Genomic DNA, 18,089 nt, shown 5'->3' with positions numbered 1-18,089 from the left:
CAACGCTAAGTAGAGGAGGCGAAAACGTGGCTAAAAAATCTATGATTGCGAAACAAAAGCGTACTCCTAAGTTTAAAGTACAAGAGTATACACGTTGCGAACGCTGCGGTCGTCCGCATTCTGTATACCGCAAATTTAAACTTTGCCGTATTTGTTTCCGTGAACTTGCATATAAAGGTCAAATTCCTGGTGTTAAAAAAGCTAGTTGGTAAAACCCACAAATGGGAAGGAGGTAAAACACATGGTGATGACAGATCCAATTGCAGACATGCTTACTCGCATCCGTAATGCGAACATGGTACGTCATGAGAAATTAGAGGTTCCTGCTTCTAAAATCAAAAAAGAGATCGCTGAACTTTTAAAACGTGAAGGTTTCATTCGTGATGTAGAATACATCGAGGATAACAAACAAGGTATCCTTCGTATTTTCCTGAAATATGGTGCAAACAACGAACGTGTAATCACTGGATTAAAACGTATCAGTAAACCTGGCTTACGCGTTTACGCTAAAGCTGACGAAGTACCACGTGTACTTAACGGATTAGGTATCGCTCTTGTTTCTACATCTAAGGGAGTAATGACAGACAAAGACGCTCGTCAATTACAAACTGGTGGAGAAGTAGTAGCATACGTTTGGTAATATATATTTAAAACGAACGGAGGTGTGACCACATGTCTCGTATTGGTAAAAAGATTCTTGAAATCCCTGCAGGTGTTACTATTACAGTTGCAGAAGACAATACTGTAACAGTAAAAGGCCCTAAAGGTGAATTAACTCGTACTTTCAATGCTGATATGCTTATCAAAATTGAAGAGAATACATTAACAGTTGAGCGTCCATCTGAACAGAAGGAACACCGTGCATTACACGGTACAACTCGTGCTTTAATCGGAAACATGGTTGAAGGTGTAACTGAAGGTTTCGCACGCGGACTTGAATTAGTCGGTGTTGGTTACCGTGCTCAAAAACAAGGTGATAAACTTGTATTAAGCGTAGGTTATTCTCATCCAGTAGAAATGACTCCGGAAGCAGGTCTTGAAGTTGAAGTACCTGCACCAACTAAGATCGTAATCAAAGGTATCGACAAGCAACGTGTTGGCGAATTCGCTGCTAACATCCGTGCTGTACGTGCTCCTGAGCCTTACAAAGGTAAAGGTATTCGTTACGAAGGCGAAGTTGTTCGTCGTAAAGAAGGTAAAACTGCTAAGTAAACCCGTTAGGTGAGAGAAAGGAGTGACAAGAATGATCACTAAAGCTGATAAAAATGCGACTCGTAAGAAAAGACATGCGCGTGTACGTGCTAAACTTACTGGTACTGCAGAACGTCCACGTTTAAACGTGTTCCGTTCTAACCAACATATTTACGCTCAAGTTATTGATGATGTAAATGGTGTAACGTTAGTAAGTGCATCTACTCTTGATAAAGACCTTGCTCTTAACGGTACTAGCAATATTGAAGCTGCTACGAAAGTTGGAGAATCAGTTGCTAAGCGTGCTGTAGAGAAAGGCGTTAAAGAAGTAGTATTTGATCGCGGTGGTTACTTATACCATGGCCGTGTTAAAGCTCTAGCTGAAGCTGCTCGTGAGGCTGGATTACAATTTTAATGGTCAAAGGAGGGAAAATTGATGCATCGCATTGACCCAAGTAAATTAGAACTTGAAGAACGTGTAGTTACGATAAATCGTGTCGCGAAAGTTGTTAAGGGTGGTCGTCGTTTCCGCTTTGCTGCACTAGTTGTAGTTGGCGATAAAAACGGTCATGTTGGATTCGGTACTGGTAAAGCACAAGAGGTACCAGACGCAATCCGCAAAGCTATCGAAGACGCTAAGAAAAACTTAATCGCTGTACCATTAGTTGGTACAACAATTCCACACACAATCAACGGTCATTTTGGAGCTGGTGAAGTATTCTTAAAGCCTGCTGCTGAGGGTACTGGTGTTATTGCTGGTGGACCTGTTCGTGCGGTCCTTGAATTAGCAGGTGTACAAGATATTCTTTCGAAATCTCTTGGTTCTAACACACCAATCAACATGATTCGCGCTACTGTGAACGGATTAAGCGAACTTAAGCGCGCTGAAGATGTTGCAAAATTACGCGGTAAATCTGTAGAAGAGCTACTAGGTTAAGGAGGGAAAACAAATGGCGAAAAAGTTAGAAATTACCCTCACTCGTAGTGTAATTGGTCGTCCACAAGATCAACGTGCGACGGTAGAAGCTTTAGGTCTTAAAAAGTTGAATTCAACTGTAGTTAAGGAAGAAACTCCTGCTATTCTTGGTATGATCAACAAAGTTTCTCACCTTGTAACTGTAAAAGAAGCTTAAGGATAACTCATTAATATAAGGAGGTGCCTGGGAATGAAACTTCATGAATTAAAACCTGCAGAAGGTTCTCGTAAAGTACGTAACCGTGTCGGTCGTGGTATCGGTTCTGGTAACGGTAAAACTGCTGGTAAAGGTCATAAAGGACAAAACGCACGTTCTGGCGGCGGTGTTCGTCTTGGCTTCGAAGGTGGTCAAACTCCATTATTCCGTCGTTTACCAAAACGCGGCTTCACAAACATTAACCGTAAAGAGTTTGCTATTGTAAACTTATCAACGTTAAATCGTTTTGAAGATGGTACAGAAGTAACACCTGAATTATTGCTGGAAACTGGCGTTATCAGCAAATTAAACGACGGTGTTAAAATTCTTGCAAGCGGCGCAGTAGAGAAAAAACTAACTGTTAAAGCGCACAAGTTCTCTTCAAGTGCTAAAGAAGCAATTGAAGCAGCTGGCGGATCAGTTGAGGTGATCTAATGTTTCGTACAATCTCCAACTTTATGCGCGTTGCTGAGATAAGACGTAAAATATTATTCACTTTAGCGATGTTAATCGTATTCAGGATTGGCACGTTTATCCCCGTGCCATTTACAAATGGAGACGTACTGAAGGCACAAGATCAATTAAATGCTTTAGGTATTCTAAATACATTTGGCGGTGGAGCCTTGAAAAACTTCTCCATCTTTGCGATGGGAATCATGCCGTATATTACAGCATCCATCATCGTGCAATTATTGCAGATGGATGTTGTTCCTAAATTTTCGGAATGGGCGAAACAAGGTGAAATGGGCCGTCGTAAATTAACGCAATTCACGCGTTATTTTACAATTGTTCTTGCGTTTATTCAGGGGTTTGGTATGTCAATCGGTTTTAACGGTATGGTAGGTGGACAATTAATTTTGAATCCTGGTTGGAGCACTTATTTATACATTGCTACGGTACTGACTGCTGGTACTGCATTTTTAATGTGGTTAGGTGAACAGATTACAGCTAAAGGTGTAGGTAATGGTATTTCCATCCTAATCTTTGGTGGTATTGCCGCAGCGATCCCAAGTGTTATATCTCAAGTGTATCAGCAACAGTTTCAAAATATCGGAGATCAATTGTTCATGAGTATCGTTAAAGTTGCATTGATCTTACTAGCTGTGTTAGCAGTTATTGTGGGTGTTATTTTCATTCAACAGGCTGTTAGAAAGATCCCAATTCAATATGCGAAGCGTGTAACAGGAGGAAATGGTGGTTATGCTGGAGCACAAAACACACATTTACCGCTTAAGGTAAATAGTGCTGGTGTTATTCCAGTAATTTTTGCTGTTTCATTCTTAATTACGCCTCCGACTATTGCACAGTTCTTCCCGAAACATGATGTATCGCAGTGGATTATTGCAAACTTTAACTATTCTCACCCAGTGGGAATGATCATATATGTTGCGCTCATTGTAGCCTTCACATATTTCTATGCGTTTGTTCAGGTTAATCCAGAGCAAATGTCAGAGAATCTAAACAAACAAGGTGGATATGTTCCAGGTATTCGTCCGGGTAAGAATACAGAACAATATCTAACAAAAATCTTGTATCGTTTGACCTTTGTAGGATCAATTTTCCTAGCAGCGATTGCAATCTTACCAGTTATCTTTACGAAGCTGGGAAATCTTCCTCCATCTGCACAGATCGGTGGAACGAGTATGTTAATCGTTGTCGGCGTTGCTTTAGAAACAATGAAGCAACTAGAAAGCCAACTGGTAAAACGCCATTACAAAGGGTTTATCAAGCAGTGAGTAAGTGGGAAGTATTGTCTTCCCTACATGCTCATGTACTCTGAGGGGGAACAAGGATGAACTTAATTTTAATGGGGCTTCCTGGTGCTGGTAAAGGTACACAAGCCGAACAGATTGTTGCCAAGTATAACATCCCTCACATCTCAACAGGAGATATGTTCCGTGCAGCTATGAAGGCTGAAACTGAAATGGGTTTACAAGCAAAATCTTTTATTGATAAAGGTGCACTTGTTCCAGATGAAGTTACAATCGGAATCGTTCGTGAACGTTTAAGCCAAGAAGACTGCGTAAGAGGCTTCTTATTAGATGGTTTCCCACGAACTGTTGCACAAGCATCAGCTCTTGAAGAGATTATGAAAGATCTTGGCAAAAAAATCGACTATGTTTTAAACATTAATGTGGATTCAGGGTTGTTATTAAAGCGCCTTACAGGCCGTCGCATTTGTAAAGAGTGCGGTGCGACTTACCACTTAGAATTCAATCCGCCAGCAAAAGCTGACGTGTGCGATAAATGTGGTGGCGAATTATATCAACGCTCTGATGACAATGAAGAAACTGTAGCAAATCGCTTAGATGTAAATATTAAGCAAACTAAACCTTTGCTTGATTTCTACGAGGAGCTTGGTTACTTACAAAGCATTAATGGTGAGCAAGATATCAATAAAGTATTTGCTGATATCGATGTTCTCATCGGAGGCTTAGCGTAATGATAATCTGCAAAACTCCTCGCGAGATAGAAATCATGCGAGAAGCTGGCAGGATCGTTGCTTTAACTCATCAAGAGTTAAAACAGCACATTACTCCAGGAATTACAACGAAAGAGCTCGATCAAATAGCGGAAAAGACGATTCAAAAATATGGTGCTACGCCATCTTTTAAAGGATACAACGGATTTCCGGGGAGCATATGTGCTTCTGTAAATGAAGAGCTTGTACACGGAATTCCAGGGAAGCGCAAGCTCAAAGAGGGCGATATCATCAGTATCGATATTGGTGCGAAATACAATGGGTACCATGGAGATTCTGCATGGACGTATCCAGTTGGAAACATTTCTGAATCTGTTCAAAAGCTACTTGATGTCACAGAAAAATCGTTGTATCTTGGTCTAGAACAAGTAAAACCAGGCGAGAGATTATCAAATATCTCACATGCGGTTCAAACCCATGCTGAAGAGAATGGATTCTCGATCGTTAGGGAGTATGTTGGTCACGGAATCGGGCAAGACTTACATGAGGACCCTCAAATCCCGCACTATGGTCCACCAAATAGAGGCCCTAGATTAAAGCCGGGAATGGTCATCTGTGTTGAGCCGATGGTGAATCAAGGAAGACGATATGTAAAAACACTATCTGATGACTGGACAGTGGTAACGGTAGATGGTAAATGGTGTGCCCATTTTGAGCACACGATTGCTCTTACAGAAGCAGGATACGAAATCCTTACCACTTTATAAGTAGCTGGCTCTCCGGGATTTCAGAGCAGTGTAAAATGTTACTGATTTGAAGAAGGGAGAACTATTGAATGGCTAAAGATGATGTAATTGAAGTCGAAGGTACCGTTCTTGAAACGTTGCCAAATGCTATGTTCAAAGTAGAATTAGAGAATGGGCATGTCGTATTGGCTCACGTTTCTGGTAAAATCCGTATGAACTTCATTCGTATTTTACCAGGAGACAAAGTTACGGTAGAATTATCTCCGTACGATTTAAATCGTGGTCGTATTACGTACCGTTTTAAATAATATAGCACTCCGTAATCTTTAAGGAGGTTCGAGACATGAAAGTAAGACCGTCAGTTAAACCAATCTGCGAAAAATGTAAAGTTATTCGTAGACGTGGAAAAGTAATGGTTATTTGTGAAAACCCTAAACATAAACAAAAACAAGGTTAATCAGAAGGAGGTGCATTCGGAATGGCACGTATCGCAGGTGTAGATATTCCTCGTGACAAACGCGTTGTTATTTCTTTAACTTACGTATTCGGCATTGGTCGCACAACTGCTGAAAAAATTCTTGCTGAAGCTGGTGTTTCTGAAGAAACACGAGTTCGTGATTTAACGGAAGACGAATTAGGACGTATCCGTGATATCATCGATCGTATTAAAGTTGAGGGAGACCTTCGTCGTGAAGTATCTCTTAACATCAAACGTCTAATGGAGATCGGTTCTTACCGTGGTCTTCGTCACCGTCGTGGTTTACCAGTTCGTGGTCAAAACTCTAAAAACAATGCTCGTACACGTAAAGGTCCACGTCGTACAGTAGCAAATAAAAAGAAATAATAAGTAAAGGAGGTTGAACTAACAATGGCACGTAAAACAAACACTCGTAAAAAACGTGTGAAAAAGAATATTGAAGCTGGTGTAGCTCATATTCGTTCTACTTTCAACAACACAATCGTAACACTTACAGATACTCACGGTAACGCGCTTTCTTGGTCTAGTGCTGGTGCACTTGGTTTCCGTGGATCTCGTAAATCTACTCCATTCGCTGCGCAAATGGCTGCTGAAACTGCTGCTAAAGCTGCAATGGAGCACGGTTTAAAAACTTTAGAGGTTACTGTTAAAGGTCCTGGTGCTGGTCGTGAAGCTGCAATTCGTGCTCTTCAAGCTGCAGGTCTAGAAGTAACAGCAATTAGAGATGTTACTCCAGTTCCTCATAATGGATGTCGTCCACCAAAACGTCGTCGTGTGTAATTTTTCTGTATAGAATTTTCCCTTTTGTCTATAATGGATATGATGCATTATCGAGAAATTTCGTACAGAAACATCGCTTGTTGTGCACAATCGGGAACTGCCTAAGGGGGACTTTCGGTTAGACAGGGGTTATACCTTTGTTTAACCGGGGTTTCGACGTTTTGAAGGAGGGTTTAGTTAATGATTGAAATCGAAAAGCCGAAAATCGAAACGGTTGAACTTAACGAAGATGCTAAATATGGTAAATTCGTAATTGAACCGCTTGAGCGTGGATATGGTACTACGTTGGGTAACTCCTTACGTCGTATTCTTTTATCTTCACTCCCTGGTGCCGCTGTTACTGCTATCCAAATCGATGGCGTATTACATGAATTTTCAACAGTTGAGGGCGTAGTAGAAGACGTTACAACGATCATCTTAAACTTGAAAAAGTTAGCTCTTAAAATCTACTCTGAAGAAGAGAAGACGTTGGAAATTGATGTGCAGGGCGAAGGTATTGTCACAGCTGCTGATATTACTCACGATAGTGATGTAGAAATCTTAAATCCAGATTTACACATTGCAACGTTAGCAAAAGATGCGCATTTCCGCGTGCGTTTAACTGCAAAGCGTGGCCGTGGGTATACGCCAGCTGATGCAAATAAAAGCGAAGATCAACCAATAGGAGTAATTCCTATTGATTCTATTTATACTCCAGTATCACGTGTGACTTACCAAGTGGAAAAGACACGTGTCGGACAAGTGGCTAATTATGATAAGCTTACGCTTGATGTATGGACGGATGGAAGCATCGGGCCAAAAGAAGCTATCTCTTTAGGTGCCAAAATCTTAACTGAGCATTTAAATATCTTTGTTGGTTTAACTGATGAAGCACAAAATGCTGAGATTATGGTCGAGAAGGAAGAAGATCAAAAAGAGAAAGTTCTTGAGATGACTATCGAAGAACTAGACCTTTCTGTTCGTTCTTATAATTGCCTAAAACGTGCAGGAATTAATACTGTACAAGAGCTTGCGAACAAAACAGAAGAAGATATGATGAAAGTTCGTAACTTAGGACGTAAATCCTTAGAAGAAGTTAAACATAAACTTGAGGAATTAGGTTTAGGTTTACGTAAAGACGACTGAGGATTTAAACCCATCAACAAAGGAGGGAACTACGAATGGCATACAGAAAATTAGGCCGTACAAGTGCGCAACGTAAAGCTATGTTACGTGACTTAGCTACTGATTTAATTATCAACGAGCGCATCCAAACGACAGAAACTCGTGCAAAAGAACTTCGTTCTGTAGTGGAAAAAATGATCACTTTAGGTAAACGCGGAGATCTTCATGCTCGTCGTCAAGCAGCAGCTTTCATTCGCAATGAAGTAGCTAACGCTGAGACTGGTCAAGATGCACTTCAAAAACTATTCGCTGATGTAGCTCCACGCTATGCTGAGCGCCAAGGCGGATACACTCGTATTGCAAAAATTGGTCCACGTCGCGGAGACGCAGCACCAATGGTAATTATCGAGTTAGTATAATGATAATTAAAAGGGCAGGACAGTTCTTTTCAAGAAACTGGTCATGGCCCTTTTTTTTAAATATAAAAATAGGCTTACTTGGCGAAGGAAAGGGTGCCTTGTATTGAAAAAAGAGAAACTTCGGACAGAAAATATATCATTTCAATATCCTGGTGCAGCCACTTATGCATTAAAAGATGTTTCATTCTCCTTATATGAAGGTGAAGGTGAATGGGTATCTGTTATTGGACAAAACGGTTCTGGGAAGTCTACACTTGCAAAATTATTGAATGGTTTGTTTTTGCCAGAAGCAGGGACAATTACAGTAAATGATACAATGGTTTTGTCAGAGGAAACGGTATGGGATGTTCGAAAACAAATTGGGATGGTATTTCAAAATCCAGATAATCAATTTGTTGGAACAACAGTGCAAGATGACGTTGTCTTTGGTTTAGAGAATATCGGAATGCCAAGAGAGCAAATGGTAGAAAGATTAGATCAGGCCTTACGACTAGTCCGTATGGAAGATTTTCTTAATGATGAGCCACATTCGTTATCTGGTGGGCAAAAGCAGCGAGTAGCAATAGCAGGCGTTTTAGCACTTCAGCCATCTATTTTGATATTAGATGAAGCAACGTCAATGCTAGACCCTCAAGGGAGACGTGAAGTGGTAGAAACGGTTAGACAACTTGTTAATGAAAAAGGTATTACCGTGTTATCAATTACGCATGATTTAGAAGAAGCGGCACAGTCAGACCGTGTCATTATTTTAAATAAGGGAGAGATATTAGAGGAAGGGACTCCAGAACAAATTTTCAAGTCCTCTCATATGCTCCAAGAAATTGGATTAGATGTACCATTTTCAGTGAAAATAGCAGAATTATTAAAAAGAAATGAAATTCTCTTGCAAAATACGCATCTTACAATGGAAAGCTTGGTGAACGAACTTTGGAGATTACATTCCAAAAAGTAGAACATCGTTATCAACATAAAACTCCATTTGAAAGACGCGCACTTTATGATGTAGACGTGTCGTTTCCAAGTGGGGGCTATTATGCCATTATCGGTCATACTGGTTCAGGTAAGTCGACGATGATTCAACATTTAAATGGTTTATTGCAGCCGACAAATGGCACAGTTCAAATTGGTGAACATTTCATTTCGGCAGGAAAGAAAGAAAAAAAGCTAAAGCCACTACGTAAAAAGGTAGGGGTTGTCTTTCAATTCCCAGAACATCAGTTGTTTGAAGAGACTGTAGAGAAAGATATTTGCTTCGGACCTACTAATTTTGGTGTATCTGTAGAAGAAGCGAAGCAAAAGGCAAGAGAGGCAATTGAACTTGTAGGGTTAGAACCAGAACTGTTAGCACGTTCACCATTTGAGTTAAGTGGTGGGCAAATGAGGCGTGTTGCGATAGCAGGCGTATTAGCGATGGAACCCGAAGTGCTTGTATTAGATGAACCTACAGCAGGACTAGATCCAAAAGGGCAAAATGAACTTATGGAGATGTTTTATAAGCTACATAAGGAGAAAGGCCTTACAGTTATCCTTGTAACGCATAATATGGAGGATGCTGCTAAATATGCCGAGCAGATTGTAGTCATGCATAAAGGAACGGTCTTTTTGCAAGGAAGTGCAGAGGAAGTATTTTCACATGCTGATGAACTAGAGAAAATTGGCGTGGATCTTCCTATGTCTTTAAAGTATAAACGTGCAATTGAAGAGAAGTTTGGCATTTCAATCCCAAAGGCTACCTTATCTTTAGAGGATCTTACTCATGAAGTTGTGCAGGTGTTACGAAAAGGTGGTCATGAATCATGCAGCAGTTGATTATTGGAAGATATATTCCAGGGAATTCTCTTATTCATCAACTTGATCCACGTACGAAGCTGCTGATTGTCTTTTTATATGTATTTGTTGTTTTCTTAGCAAATAATGCGATTTCATATGGATTTTTATTTTTATATGCACTCATTGCTTTATTTTTTGCAAAAGTGCCGATTCGTTATGTACTTTCGGGCTTAAAACCAATTCTATGGATTTTTCTTTTTACATTTTTCCTGCATATTTTAACAAATAAAGAAGGGGAAGTACTATTCCAGCTTGGTTGGTTTTCGATACATGAAAAAGGATTAGAGCAAGGAATATACATTTCTATACGATTCTTCGTTATTATTTTAATGACGACATTATTAACGTTAACGACGACACCTATTGAGATTACAGATGGTTTGGAGACGTTATTAAAGCCGTTGAAGCGTATAAAAGTTCCTGTTCATGAAATCGCATTAATGATGTCAATTTCTCTTCGCTTTATCCCGACATTAATGGATGAAACGAGTAAAATAATGAAGGCACAATCGTCACGTGGTATTGATTTTGCAGGGGGACCGATAAAAGATAGGATGAAAGCTATCATTTCACTACTCGTTCCTCTATTCATCAGTGCTTTTAAGCGTGCAGAGGACTTAGCAATTGCTATGGAAGCCCGTGGATATCAAAGTGGCGAAGGACGTACTAAATTCAGGCAACTACGCTGGAAAACAAGCGATACAGTAACAATTATAAGCTTACTTTGTTTAGCTTGTATTTTGGCATGGGTGCGATCGTAATGGAGAATAAAGAAATGGATAGAATAAAATGTACGGTTGCATATGATGGCATGCATTTTTGTGGTTATCAAATTCAACCGCAGCATCGTACTGTTCAACAAGAAATAGAGAAAGCTTTACAGAAATTGCATAAAGGGGAACTTGTCCGTGTTCAGGCATCGGGCAGAACAGATTCGACTGTTCATGCTAAAGGACAAGTGATACACTTTGATACACCGTTGTCTCTTGAAGAGTGGCAATGGAACAATGCATTAAACACAATGTTACCAGATGATATTGTTATCACACAGGTAGAGAAAAAAACAGAAGAATTTCACGCACGTTACGGTGTCGAGAGAAAAGAATATCGTTATCGTGTATTATTATCAAAGACTGCGGATGTATTCCGTAGAAATTACGTATATCAATATCCATATCCGCTCGAAATAAACGCTATAAGAAAAGCGATCCCTTATTTTATTGGAACGCATGATTTCACTTCTTTTTGTTCGGCAAAAACTGACAAAAAAGATAAAGTGAGAACAATTTATGAAATCGAGCTAATTGAGCAGGACGACGAATTAATTTTTCGTTTTGTAGGTAATGGATTTTTATATAATATGGTCAGGATTATTGTTGGTACGTTACTGAGCGTAGGGCAAGGAAAGCTTGATCCGGATAGCATTCCAGAGATTTTAGCGAAACAAAATCGTCAGTTTGCTGGAAAGATGGCTCCTGGTCATGGGCTTTATTTATGGCAGGTAAACTATAACAACTAATCCTGGTGTAACATTTGCTTGACATTAGAAACTCAAAAGTATATCATAACATATGGTATTGTTTCTAAAACCACGATTAGCCCCGGAAGGAAATCGTGTTTAAGATAAACAATAGATTTTTTCTATGGAAAAGATAACGAGGAGGGAAACACATGCGTACGACTTTTATGGCAAAAGCTAACGAAGTTGAGCGTAAATGGTATGTGGTTGATGCTGAAGGTCAAACTTTAGGTCGCCTTGCTAGTGAAGTAGCATCCATTTTACGTGGTAAAAACAAACCTACATTTACACCACACGTTGACACGGGTGATCATGTAATTATTATTAACGCTGAGAAAATTCATTTAACAGGTAATAAATTAAACGATAAAATTTACTACCGTCACACTAACCACCCAGGTGGACTTAAACAAAGAACAGCTCTTGAAATGCGTACAAACTACCCTGTACAAATGTTAGAGCTTGCAATTAAAGGCATGCTTCCAAAAGGACGCTTAGGCCGTCAAGTTTCTAAGAAACTAAACGTGTATGCTGGAGCAGAGCATCCACACCAAGCACAAAAACCAGAAGTTTACGAACTTCGCGGATAATCAATTAAAGGAGGGCTTACTTTGGCACAGGTTCAATACTATGGCACTGGACGTCGTAAGAGTTCAGTAGCGCGCGTACGCCTAGTTCCAGGCGAAGGACGCGTTATCATTAACGGTCGTGATTTTGAAAACTATATCCCATTTGCTGCATTACGTGAAGTAGTGAAACAACCTCTAGTTGCAACAGAAACTTTAGGTAACTACGATGTACTTGTAAACGTAAATGGTGGTGGATACACTGGTCAAGCTGGTGCTATTCGTCACGGTATTTCTCGCGCTTTATTAAAAGCTGATCCAGAATACCGTCTAACACTAAAACGTGCAGGTCTATTAACTCGTGACGCACGTATGAAAGAGCGTAAAAAATACGGTCTTAAAGGCGCACGTCGTGCACCTCAGTTCTCAAAACGTTAATTTTTGCGAACTACAAACCCCAACCATTTTGGTTGGGGTTTTTTTATGTTTCATTCCTCTTTTGTAATTTTTGTAGTTTGGAATATTTTAGTGCTATCCTCTCGCGTATGCTTCTTCTTTAGAAGTTTAGACTAATACGTATTAGGGAGGTTTATAAGTACTATGAATGTCATTGTCAGCTTACAAGAAAAACAAAAAGAAAAGCAGTTGAAATATGAGCGGAAGATGCTGCGGGAATTATCATTAAAAACATTACGTTCAAATATTAGAGATGCCTTTCAGATGCAGGAACTTCATCGTCAGTATGAAGATTACTGCATTGAATTAGGGATAGAATCGTATTTATTAGGAGCGAGATATAGTAAATTTGGCTATTATGGCGAATCGTTCTTTGATGTGAAATATAGGGCCTTAGAAGAAGAGCAACAATTAACGGAAACACTATTTCAATTTTTAACGAGCATGACTATGCGGGAAATTAAATTACAAGATGAGGAATTACTTTTTGAATCTTGCCAGCAGTTTATCGGCTTATGGTGGCAGGAAGGATATGAAAAAGGTGAAAGAAGATATCGATTAAAGCTTCATTAAGACAAGCATAAACTTTCCTCTTGTCCCATATAAGTAATTAGAGGGACTAGCTGGAGGAGGAAAGGTATGAAGAGAATTCGAATTATCTCTTTTGCACTCGCTGCGGTTATTTTGTTTTTTTTAGTCAAACAAGAATTTCAAATTACAAAATCGTGGCGAGCTTGGAATTTACCCTTATCAGGGAAAGTAATCGTATTAGATGCTGGGCATGGTGGACCAGACGGAGGGGCTGTTGGTGGCAAGGATATTGTAGAAAAAGATATTACGCTTGAGATCACAAAGAAGGTGCAAGATTATTTACAAGAGCAAGGTGCACTAGTTATTTTAACGCGTGAGGGAGATTATGATTTAGCCCAGAAAGATACAAAGTCATATAGTAGACGTAAAGCAGAAGATTTAAAAAAACGTGTAGAGATTATTAATAAACCCGATGTAGACTTTTTTGCAAGTATCCATTTAAATGCTTTAACTAGTAGTGGATCGAAGGGCGCACAAACGTTCTATTACCGTTCTTCAATTGAAAATGAACGTGCTGCGAAATTTATACAAGCTGAGTTGAGAACGAGTTTAGAGAATACAAATCGTTCTGCTAAAACAATTTCTCATGTGTATTTATTAAAGTATGCGAAAACACCAGGCGCTTTAATTGAAGCTGGCTTTTTATCGAATGTAAATGAAAGGTATATGTTAAATTCGGAGAAATATCAGCAAAAGGTAGCAGCTGCAGTATATCGTGGTATATTACGTTATTTCACGGAAAAAGGAAATCCTCCAGAATAAGGAGGATTTTTTTGCGTTTCTCTCGTTAACGAAGTTTTCCGAAAATATGTTATACTGGAAATGTAAACGCATTTATTTCAAAAGTAAAGAGAGATATATTTAATTAACATTATGTTATTTTTCATACAGGGGGCTGGGCTAATTATGGTAACGAAAGAGCAAGTAGTGGAAGCGTTAGAAGGGATTGTAGATCCGTTTTTACATAAAACGTTAAAAGAAACAGGGGCAATTAAAGAGGTGACAGTCAAGCCTGAGAAGGAACATGTAAGTGTTAAAATTGCAATCCTAAAAACCGGTACAGCGGAACAAATGCAATTGCAATCTGGAATTGTAAAGTTAGTGAAAGAACTAGGAGCAGCAACAGTAGGGCTTCGCTTTGCAGAATTTACAGAAGAGGAATTAGCTCAGTTTGCACCAGAACAAGAAGAAGAGCAAACTGAATCTTTATTGTCACCAAATTCGAAAACGACATTTTTAGCAGTGGCGAGTGGAAAAGGTGGAGTAGGGAAATCAACAGTTTCTGTTAATCTTGCTATTGCTCTAGCTCGTCTAGGGAAAAAAGTTGGTATCATTGATGCCGATATTTATGGTTTTAGCGTACCTGATATGATGGGGATAGAAAAACGCCCTGTAGTAAGAGGAGATAAAATCATTCCAGTGGAGCGTCTAGGTGTAAAGGTAATCTCAATGGGGTTCTTTGTAGAAGATAATGCACCGGTTATTTGGAGAGGACCTATGCTTGGGAAAATGTTAAATCATTTCTTTACAGAAGTAGAATGGGGCGATTTAGATTATTTAGTTTTAGATTTACCACCAGGTACAGGTGATGTTGCGCTAGACCTACATTCGATGCTACCAGCTTGTAAAGAGATTATTGTCACAACACCGCATCCAACAGCGGCATTTGTAGCAGCACGTGCTGGAGCAATGGCTTTACGTACAGAACATAGTATTCTTGGTGTTGTTGAGAATATGGCTTATTTTGAAAGTAAAACAACTGGCGAAAAAGAATATGTGTTTGGAAGAGGTGGAGGAGATAAACTAGCTACAGAACTTCAAACAGAAGTACTTGGCCGAATCCCGCTTCAACAACCTGATTGGAATAAAGAAGATTTTGCGCCGTCAGTATATGAAGATACGCATACGACAGGTCTTATTTATCGCACAATAGCTGAAACGGTAATTGATAAAACAACTGTTGCGCAAAAATAAAATAATAATGAGTGGATGATACATATATTGTCCACTCATTATTATCGTTATTATTTTTACTGCTGTTCCTTTTTACCTTCTTGGGAACCACCTTCACCGCCGGCTTCCTTTTTATCAGAACCACTTTTTTCGGCTTTTTGGACACCTTTACTAATAATATCAATCATCTTAGCTTGGAAGAGTGGGCTTTCAGCAGTTTCTGTTAGTACTTGTTGTAAATATTGACGGTATTCTTTGCTCTTCATCGTTTGTAACATCATTTTTTCTACTTCAGGGTTTTTCATAATTTCCATGACGCCTGCTTGGTATTCAGGGTCTTTTAGTAATGTTTTCATTAAGGCTGTTTGTTCTTTTCCCATACTTTTAGCGAATTTCGATGAGAACTCAGGGTCTTTAAAGAGCTTTTCCCAGAATTGTTGCCCTTTATCGGATACCATTGCATCTTCAATCGTTTTCTTTACTACTGTTTCATCTAGTATGAGTGCTTGTTTCATTTTTTCATCAGTTAACACATCTTGAATGGCTTTCTTACCTTGATCGGTTTTTAAAATATCAACAATCATTTTCTTCGTTTGATCATAATCAAGTTCGGACTTTGCTTCTTTTTCTTGTGCACATGCTACAAGTACAAGAAATAGAAAAGAAGAAGTCAAAACGAGCAGCATCCGTTTCATAAGTTGGAACTCCTTTCAGCACAGTTCTCTCTTTTTAATATAAATATCTTTAAGGAATTTATACATGAACATGGCTAGCTTTTTGAAATTGTCATTGATACAATTTAATTAGAAATATAAGGATAATGGGGGATGTGTTGTGAATAGCCGCAAGTGGGTACGACTATTTTTTACGACGTTGTTTCTTGGTGGGGTTAGTACAGTCATTATTGGATTTGTTTTAGAGTGGGACAAGTACGCTGAATTTTTTCAAAATTTCGACGGAAAGGAAATTTTGGCAGTCTCCTTCTGGTTGATGGGTGTAGGATTTATTTTTAGTGTGATAAGTCAAATGGGGTTCTTTGCTTATTTAACAATCCACCGTTTTGGACTGGGAATGTTTCGATCGTCTTCTTTATGGAATATAGTCCAGCTCTTCTTTATTGCATTCGTTTTATTTGATTTTGTGTATTTAAGATCGGTATTGATTGCAAATGGGGAAGTTTCATTAGGGAATAACATACTTGTTGCTGGGGTGTTATTTATGTTTGGTGCCATCGTTGCTTATATAAAAAGTAAGGAAACGAATAAAAAGGCATTTGTGCCAGCTTTGTTCTTTATGGTCGTTGTAACAATTCTTGAGTGGGTACCAGCACTTCGAATTAATGATACAGATTGGTTATATTTAATGGTGATACCACTTTTATTATGTAATGCATATCAGTTACTTATATTACATCGTTTAATTGGAAAGGCGAGTAAGTCGGCCTAATTAAGAGAGTTTTTACGCAGGGTAGTTGTACGAATGAAAATATCGGGATAAAAAAAGCTCTATTACCTGAACGAAAGGTAGTAGAGCTTTTTATGTGTGAAAAATTATTGGACATCTTTACTTTTCGTACTTGTGTTGGAAATAAGTTGTGATACGGATATTTGTTCATAGCCGTCACTCTTTAATTTCTGTAGAAGCAGTGGTAAAGCTTTATTTGTTTGAAGAGCAGAATCGGATGCATGTAATAAGACGATATCTCCACCTTTTAGATTATTAGAGACGGTGGAAACGATATTGTTTACGCCAGGGTTTTTCCAATCGTTTGAGTTATTACTCCAATGAACGACAGTGTATCCGAGTGATTCTGCTATTTTAAGTGTTGCCTTGTTAAAGTCTCCACTAGGTGGACGCAATAGTTTAATTTGTTTCACGCCGAGTTTTGTAAAAACATCTTGTGCTCGCAGAAGATCTCTTCGTATTTCATTTGCCTCTAGAGAAGTGTAGGACGTGTAATTATAACCCATACTACCGATTTCATGTCCATCTTTTATGATGCGTTCAACAACATCAGGGTGTCTTTCTGCCCATGCAGCAGAAAGGAAGAAGGTTGCATTCTTAATATCTCTTTCTTTAAGTGTATCAAGGATTGGAATTGCTTTTTTGTCTCCCCAACTAATATCAAACGTGAATGCAACTTGTTTTTTAGAGGTGTCGCCTTTGTAAATAACTTTAGGTCCTGTAGCGGTTGAAAAAGCAGACTCGTGTGAATATGTTTTCAAAAAGAGTAGCCATGCTGTAAATAAGGAAAGTATCACTATTAAGCTAATGTGTTTAAAGTTTCTTTTACTCGTAATAAAAAAGAAAAACATAATATTACGCCCCTTTGTCCAATCCTTTTCAGTTACATATATGCTGTAAATATAAAAAAGAGAACAAGGGATTAATATCGTAAGTAGTGGATATAATGGATGGTAGGATTTTGTTAAATGAAAATGGGCTTAATGTTTATTGCTCTGGAAGAAATGATTGAGGTGATGATTTGCTTGGGTTTATGTTAACGAAAGAAGAGAAAAAAGAAATGGAATACATATTGAAGAGAGAGTTAGAAGAACTTTTATTTGATTTTGAAGATGAACGTATTCATGACGTTGTAAAAAAGGCAATGGAAGAAAGATATAAAATCATTTTTTGTTTGTTTCGAAGAGTCGCTAATGCAGAGGAATGTATTCGTTATGTAAGAAAAAGAACTTTTTATTAAAAAGTGTTGACGTTGGTAGATATTATATGATAAATTAATAACCGTCGCTGATGCGGAAACGCAAAAAACGACAAAAAAGAAATTGAAAAACTTAGTTGACATTGAAAAACGAAGATGTTAACATAAGGAAGTCGCAAATGAGCGACCAAGTAGTTCTT

Annotated in this window: 29 protein-coding genes; 27 read left to right on the top strand and 2 right to left on the bottom strand. The window is 38.7% G+C overall.

Annotated features, from left to right (window positions below; genetic code table 11):
* Window positions 1–26: 26 nt before the first annotated feature.
* The 25 genes from rpsN to RTP99_RS25915 all read left to right on the top strand — a co-directional run bounded on the left by rpsN (window position 27) and on the right by RTP99_RS25915 (window position 15,248).
* Window positions 27–212 (top strand): 30S ribosomal protein S14, encoded by a 186-nt coding sequence (gene rpsN / locus RTP99_RS26035; RefSeq protein WP_001085700.1) that lies wholly within the window; start codon window positions 27–29, stop codon window positions 210–212.
* A 29-nt stretch (window positions 213–241) separates the two neighbouring features.
* On the top strand, window positions 242–640 hold the full coding sequence (gene rpsH / locus RTP99_RS26030; protein ID WP_000245511.1) for a 30S ribosomal protein S8: 399 nt from the start codon (window positions 242–244) through the stop codon (window positions 638–640).
* A gap of 32 nt (window positions 641–672) precedes the next feature.
* Window positions 673–1,212, top strand: coding sequence for a 50S ribosomal protein L6 (gene rplF, locus RTP99_RS26025; protein ID WP_000086558.1), 540 nt, complete (start codon window positions 673–675; stop codon window positions 1,210–1,212).
* 31 nt (window positions 1,213–1,243) lie between these two features.
* Window positions 1,244–1,606 carry a 50S ribosomal protein L18 gene (gene rplR, locus RTP99_RS26020; RefSeq protein ID WP_000628816.1) on the top strand — a complete coding sequence of 121 codons (363 nt, stop codon included), beginning with the start codon at window positions 1,244–1,246 and terminating at the stop codon, window positions 1,604–1,606.
* A gap of 21 nt (window positions 1,607–1,627) precedes the next feature.
* Entirely contained in the window at window positions 1,628–2,128 is a 501-nt protein-coding gene (rpsE, locus tag RTP99_RS26015; RefSeq protein ID WP_000554646.1) for a 30S ribosomal protein S5, read from the top strand.
* A 13-nt stretch (window positions 2,129–2,141) separates the two neighbouring features.
* Complete coding sequence (gene rpmD, locus RTP99_RS26010; RefSeq protein WP_001085234.1) at window positions 2,142–2,324, top strand: 50S ribosomal protein L30; 183 nt, start codon at window positions 2,142–2,144, stop codon at window positions 2,322–2,324.
* A 33-nt stretch (window positions 2,325–2,357) separates the two neighbouring features.
* Window positions 2,358–2,798, top strand: a complete 441-nt coding sequence (gene rplO, locus RTP99_RS26005) for a 50S ribosomal protein L15 (protein WP_000766080.1) — start codon at window positions 2,358–2,360, stop codon at window positions 2,796–2,798.
* Window positions 2,798–4,099: a preprotein translocase subunit SecY gene (gene secY, locus RTP99_RS26000; protein WP_000490114.1), complete on the top strand. Its 1,302-nt coding sequence runs from the start codon at window positions 2,798–2,800 to the stop codon at window positions 4,097–4,099. Before rplO ends, secY begins: the two co-directional genes overlap by 1 nt.
* A gap of 56 nt (window positions 4,100–4,155) precedes the next feature.
* Complete coding sequence (locus tag RTP99_RS25995; RefSeq protein WP_001048996.1) at window positions 4,156–4,806, top strand: adenylate kinase; 651 nt, start codon at window positions 4,156–4,158, stop codon at window positions 4,804–4,806.
* Window positions 4,806–5,552 carry a type I methionyl aminopeptidase gene (map, locus tag RTP99_RS25990; protein WP_000582539.1) on the top strand — a complete coding sequence of 249 codons (747 nt, stop codon included), beginning with the start codon at window positions 4,806–4,808 and terminating at the stop codon, window positions 5,550–5,552. The genes RTP99_RS25995 and map overlap by 1 nt, the downstream gene beginning before the upstream one ends.
* Before the next feature lie 68 nt (window positions 5,553–5,620).
* Window positions 5,621–5,839 carry a translation initiation factor IF-1 gene (gene infA / locus RTP99_RS25985; protein ID WP_001029884.1) on the top strand — a complete coding sequence of 73 codons (219 nt, stop codon included), beginning with the start codon at window positions 5,621–5,623 and terminating at the stop codon, window positions 5,837–5,839.
* A 35-nt stretch (window positions 5,840–5,874) separates the two neighbouring features.
* A complete protein-coding gene (rpmJ, locus tag RTP99_RS25980; protein WP_000868344.1) occupies window positions 5,875–5,988 on the top strand; it encodes a 50S ribosomal protein L36 in 114 nt (37 codons plus the stop codon).
* 21 nt (window positions 5,989–6,009) lie between these two features.
* A complete protein-coding gene (rpsM, locus tag RTP99_RS25975; RefSeq protein ID WP_000090789.1) occupies window positions 6,010–6,375 on the top strand; it encodes a 30S ribosomal protein S13 in 366 nt (121 codons plus the stop codon).
* Window positions 6,376–6,399: 24 nt separating this feature from the next.
* Window positions 6,400–6,789, top strand: coding sequence for a 30S ribosomal protein S11 (rpsK, locus tag RTP99_RS25970; RefSeq protein ID WP_000101799.1), 390 nt, complete (start codon window positions 6,400–6,402; stop codon window positions 6,787–6,789).
* Window positions 6,790–6,969: 180 nt separating this feature from the next.
* Window positions 6,970–7,914 carry a DNA-directed RNA polymerase subunit alpha gene (locus RTP99_RS25965; RefSeq protein ID WP_000569643.1) on the top strand — a complete coding sequence of 315 codons (945 nt, stop codon included), beginning with the start codon at window positions 6,970–6,972 and terminating at the stop codon, window positions 7,912–7,914.
* A gap of 35 nt (window positions 7,915–7,949) precedes the next feature.
* Window positions 7,950–8,312, top strand: a complete 363-nt coding sequence (gene rplQ, locus RTP99_RS25960; protein ID WP_000331490.1) for a 50S ribosomal protein L17 — start codon at window positions 7,950–7,952, stop codon at window positions 8,310–8,312.
* 103 nt (window positions 8,313–8,415) lie between these two features.
* A complete protein-coding gene (locus RTP99_RS25955; RefSeq protein WP_312368114.1) occupies window positions 8,416–9,264 on the top strand; it encodes an energy-coupling factor ABC transporter ATP-binding protein in 849 nt (282 codons plus the stop codon).
* Window positions 9,240–10,121: an energy-coupling factor ABC transporter ATP-binding protein gene (locus RTP99_RS25950; protein ID WP_000406506.1), complete on the top strand. Its 882-nt coding sequence runs from the start codon at window positions 9,240–9,242 to the stop codon at window positions 10,119–10,121. The genes RTP99_RS25955 and RTP99_RS25950 overlap by 25 nt, the downstream gene beginning before the upstream one ends.
* On the top strand, window positions 10,109–10,903 hold the full coding sequence (locus tag RTP99_RS25945; protein WP_001186536.1) for an energy-coupling factor transporter transmembrane component T family protein: 795 nt from the start codon (window positions 10,109–10,111) through the stop codon (window positions 10,901–10,903). Before RTP99_RS25950 ends, RTP99_RS25945 begins: the two co-directional genes overlap by 13 nt.
* 14 nt (window positions 10,904–10,917) lie before the next feature.
* Window positions 10,918–11,661 carry a tRNA pseudouridine(38-40) synthase TruA gene (gene truA / locus RTP99_RS25940; RefSeq protein ID WP_011039908.1) on the top strand — a complete coding sequence of 248 codons (744 nt, stop codon included), beginning with the start codon at window positions 10,918–10,920 and terminating at the stop codon, window positions 11,659–11,661.
* Between the two features lie 152 nt (window positions 11,662–11,813).
* On the top strand, window positions 11,814–12,251 hold the full coding sequence (rplM, locus tag RTP99_RS25935; protein WP_001260793.1) for a 50S ribosomal protein L13: 438 nt from the start codon (window positions 11,814–11,816) through the stop codon (window positions 12,249–12,251).
* 21 nt (window positions 12,252–12,272) lie between these two features.
* Window positions 12,273–12,665, top strand: a complete 393-nt coding sequence (rpsI, locus tag RTP99_RS25930; protein ID WP_000079986.1) for a 30S ribosomal protein S9 — start codon at window positions 12,273–12,275, stop codon at window positions 12,663–12,665.
* Window positions 12,666–12,827: 162 nt separating this feature from the next.
* Window positions 12,828–13,256, top strand: coding sequence for a YbaK family protein (locus RTP99_RS25925; RefSeq protein ID WP_001101006.1), 429 nt, complete (start codon window positions 12,828–12,830; stop codon window positions 13,254–13,256).
* Window positions 13,257–13,322: 66 nt separating this feature from the next.
* Window positions 13,323–14,036: an N-acetylmuramoyl-L-alanine amidase CwlD gene (gene cwlD, locus RTP99_RS25920; RefSeq protein ID WP_000822436.1), complete on the top strand. Its 714-nt coding sequence runs from the start codon at window positions 13,323–13,325 to the stop codon at window positions 14,034–14,036.
* A gap of 144 nt (window positions 14,037–14,180) precedes the next feature.
* Window positions 14,181–15,248: an Mrp/NBP35 family ATP-binding protein gene (locus tag RTP99_RS25915; protein ID WP_000256603.1), complete on the top strand. Its 1,068-nt coding sequence runs from the start codon at window positions 14,181–14,183 to the stop codon at window positions 15,246–15,248.
* A gap of 56 nt (window positions 15,249–15,304) precedes the next feature.
* On the opposite strand, the gene gerD is transcribed toward RTP99_RS25915, so the two are convergent.
* On the bottom strand, window positions 15,305–15,922 hold the full coding sequence (gerD, locus tag RTP99_RS25910) for a spore germination protein GerD (protein WP_000827521.1): 618 nt from the start codon (window positions 15,920–15,922) through the stop codon (window positions 15,305–15,307).
* 139 nt (window positions 15,923–16,061) lie between these two features.
* Between gerD and kbaA the strand changes: the two genes are divergently transcribed.
* Window positions 16,062–16,673, top strand: coding sequence for a KinB signaling pathway activation protein KbaA (kbaA, locus tag RTP99_RS25905; protein ID WP_001088515.1), 612 nt, complete (start codon window positions 16,062–16,064; stop codon window positions 16,671–16,673).
* 104 nt (window positions 16,674–16,777) lie between these two features.
* Here kbaA and pdaB read toward each other — a convergent pair whose 3' ends face one another.
* Window positions 16,778–17,542, bottom strand: a complete 765-nt coding sequence (pdaB, locus tag RTP99_RS25900; protein WP_000464707.1) for a polysaccharide deacetylase family sporulation protein PdaB — start codon at window positions 17,540–17,542, stop codon at window positions 16,778–16,780.
* Window positions 17,543–17,712: 170 nt separating this feature from the next.
* Between pdaB and RTP99_RS25895 the strand changes: the two genes are divergently transcribed.
* Complete coding sequence (locus RTP99_RS25895; protein WP_000900296.1) at window positions 17,713–17,931, top strand: hypothetical protein; 219 nt, start codon at window positions 17,713–17,715, stop codon at window positions 17,929–17,931.
* Window positions 17,932–18,089: the final 158 nt, after the last annotated feature.

Source organism: Bacillus sp. (in: firmicutes), from assembly GCF_031983925.1.
In the GTDB taxonomy this organism is placed as follows: domain Bacteria; phylum Bacillota; class Bacilli; order Bacillales; family Bacillaceae_G; genus Bacillus_A; species Bacillus_A pacificus.
This window is presented reverse-complemented; position numbering and strand designations above follow the sequence as displayed.